2 protein-coding genes and 1 pseudogene are annotated in these 2,435 nt (G+C 70.7%); 1 reads left to right on the forward strand and 2 read right to left on the reverse strand.

The annotated features are described in order from the left end of the window. Positions 1-1,236: aminotransferase-like domain-containing protein (locus tag FVW20_RS12675; protein WP_196609902.1), on the forward strand; the 1,236-nt coding region annotated here is incomplete at its 5' end. Between the two features lie 51 nt (positions 1,237-1,287). Here FVW20_RS12675 and FVW20_RS12680 read toward each other — a convergent pair. Beyond that, entirely contained in the window at positions 1,288-1,713 is a 426-nt protein-coding gene (locus FVW20_RS12680) for a hypothetical protein (protein WP_196609903.1), read from the reverse strand. A gap of 371 nt (positions 1,714-2,084) precedes the next feature. Beyond that, positions 2,085-2,435: pseudogene (locus FVW20_RS12685) on the reverse strand (hydantoinase/oxoprolinase family protein); the annotation flags it as partial.

Here is a 2,435-nt window from a genome sequence, read left to right on the forward strand (position 1 = left end):
GGCCCGCGCGAGGTGAACCGCGCCCGGCTCATCTCCACCGTGCTCGAAGCCGTGGGCAACCGCGACCTGGTGCCCTTCGGCGTGCTGTGCCCGGACGAAACGCTGCTGCCGGGCCGGGCGCTGGGGCGCATCCTGTCCGAGGTGATGCGTTCGCGCGCGGGCGAGGCCGCCGCCTACGCCACCATTCCCGGCGACATCGAACTGCGCCGCCAGATTGCCTGGCGGCACCGCGAATGCGGCGTGGGCGCGGGGCCGGACGACATCCTGATCACCAACGGCGCGGTGGAGGCGCTGTACATCGCCCTGCGCTGCCTGACCCGGCCCGGCGACATCGTGATGATCCAGTCGCCCACCTACTACTGCTTCCTGCAACTGATCGAATCGTTGGGGCTGCGGGCCATCGAGGTGCCGAGCACGCCGGAGGCGGGCGTGGACCCGCGCGACGTGCGGCACATCCTGGACCGGCACCGGGTGGCGGCGTGCGCCTTTTCGCCCAACTTCAACAACCCGGACGGCAGCCTGACCCCCGACGACGCCAAGCGCGAAATCCTGGACATGCTGGCCGAGCGGGGCATCCACCTTATCGAAGACGACGTGTCCACGGACCTGCACTACGGCCCCTCGCGCCCATCCACCTTTCTGCAATGGGACGTGCACGGGCTGGTCACGCTGTGTTCGTCGTTCTCCAAGACCGTGGCGCCGGGATTTCGCATGGGCTGGATGGTCACCGGGCGCATCGGCGAGCGCGCACGGGAGATAAAGGCCACCACCAACGTCTGCGGGGCTACCCTTACCCAGTTCGCCATGGCCGAATACCTGCGGCAGGGTCTGTTCGAGCGGCAGCTGCGCCGCCTGCGCACGGCCTTTTCGCGCCAGATGCAGGCCATGCGCATGCACCTTGCCGACTGCTTTCCGCCCGGCACCGGGGTGACCCGGCCCGAGGGCGGCGGCGTGCTGTGGCTGGAACTGCCGCCCGGCACCGACGGCGTGGAGCTGTTCTTCCGCGCGCGGCAGGCGGGCATATCCGTTGCGCCGGGGGCCGTGTTCAGCACGCAGGAAAAGTTCGCCAACTACCTGCGCCTTGGCTGCAACGGCCTGTGGAACGAGCGCATGGCCGAAGGGCTGCGCACCCTGGGGCGGCTGGCCGGGGAGTGCCGGACGGGAGCGGGAATGAAACAGGAAGGGGCAGGCTGCAATGCGGTGCTGCCATTGCATCGAAACGGGCCGAAGGAGTGATCCTTCGGCCCGTGGCGTTGTGCGGGGGGCCCCGGAAGGCCGGTGCGCGGGCTACCGCGCCAGCGGGTCGGTGTCGCTTTCCGGCGCGAAGAAGAAGGCGGCGTCAAAGGGGCCGAAGCTGCCGGTGTCGGCCATGATGGTGAAGAACTCCACCCTGCCGTAGCGGCGCAGGCGCTCCTCGGTCACGCCGTTGCGGGCGTAGTAGTCCGCACGGGGCTGCGGGTTGCGGGTTTCCGTCAGGTCGTACACGGCCTCGTCGGTTTCGCCCCAGGCGTGCAGCACCCATTTGCCGTGCAGGTGCAGCCAGGCGTGCACCACGCGGCAGTCCTCGCATTCGCTGGCCACTTCCAGCGCGGCGTCGAAGCAGGACGGGCGGTGCGCCCCGGAGGCGCACTGGCAGTCATGGTCATGGGCGTGATCGTGGCCGCAGCCGCAGGCGTCGGATTTGGGGGGCTGGAAGGGATCGTGGCTGTGCATGGCGTATCCTTGCGCGCCGCAGGGCGGCGGTGGTGCGTGACGGTTGTTGCGGACGTCTCGGGTGGTTGCGGGCGTCCCGGCAGGATGCGCAACGCGCGTTGCAGGGCGCGCGCGGTGGGCGCGGGTGTCTACTCTGCCCGGGCCGACCCGGTGACGGTGCGCTGAAAGGGGGGCGCGCGTCAAGGTGGTGGCCTGCGGATGGCGCACCACTGTGCAGGATGGGGTGCGGACGAGCGCGCCGGGGATGCCGATTGCCCGGGTCATCACGATTGTCCGGTCCCCCCGATTGTCCGGGGCACCGCTGTTGCCCCGTCACGCCTGTTGCTCCACCCGCCCGTGTCCCTCGTGTTGCGCACGGTGGAGCCGTCGCGTCACTCCCCGGCGGCATCCCCTTCGCCCAGCGCCAGCAGGGCCGCGCCCAGGGCGTTGCCCACATCGTAGCGGGTCGGAAAGGTAACCGTGGTGGACAGCGCCCGCGCCACGGCTGGCAGCAGGTGGCGCGACGCCGCGCCGATGCCCACCATGGGCACCCCCAGCGCCACGTTGACCCGCAGCAACGCATGGCGGTGCCGCTGGGCCAGATAGGCCGCGAAGTTGCCGCCCACCTCGCGCCGGGCCACATGCTGGACCACGGCATCCTCGATGCGCTGGCTGGCGGCGGCCAGCACGGCGCGGGCCGCGTCCTGCGGGGTATTGGGCGTGGTGTGCAGAGCGCCGGGAAC

Origin of the sequence: Nitratidesulfovibrio oxamicus, assembly GCF_015731765.1 — a bacterium.
GTDB lineage: Bacteria > Desulfobacterota > Desulfovibrionia > Desulfovibrionales > Desulfovibrionaceae > Cupidesulfovibrio > Cupidesulfovibrio oxamicus.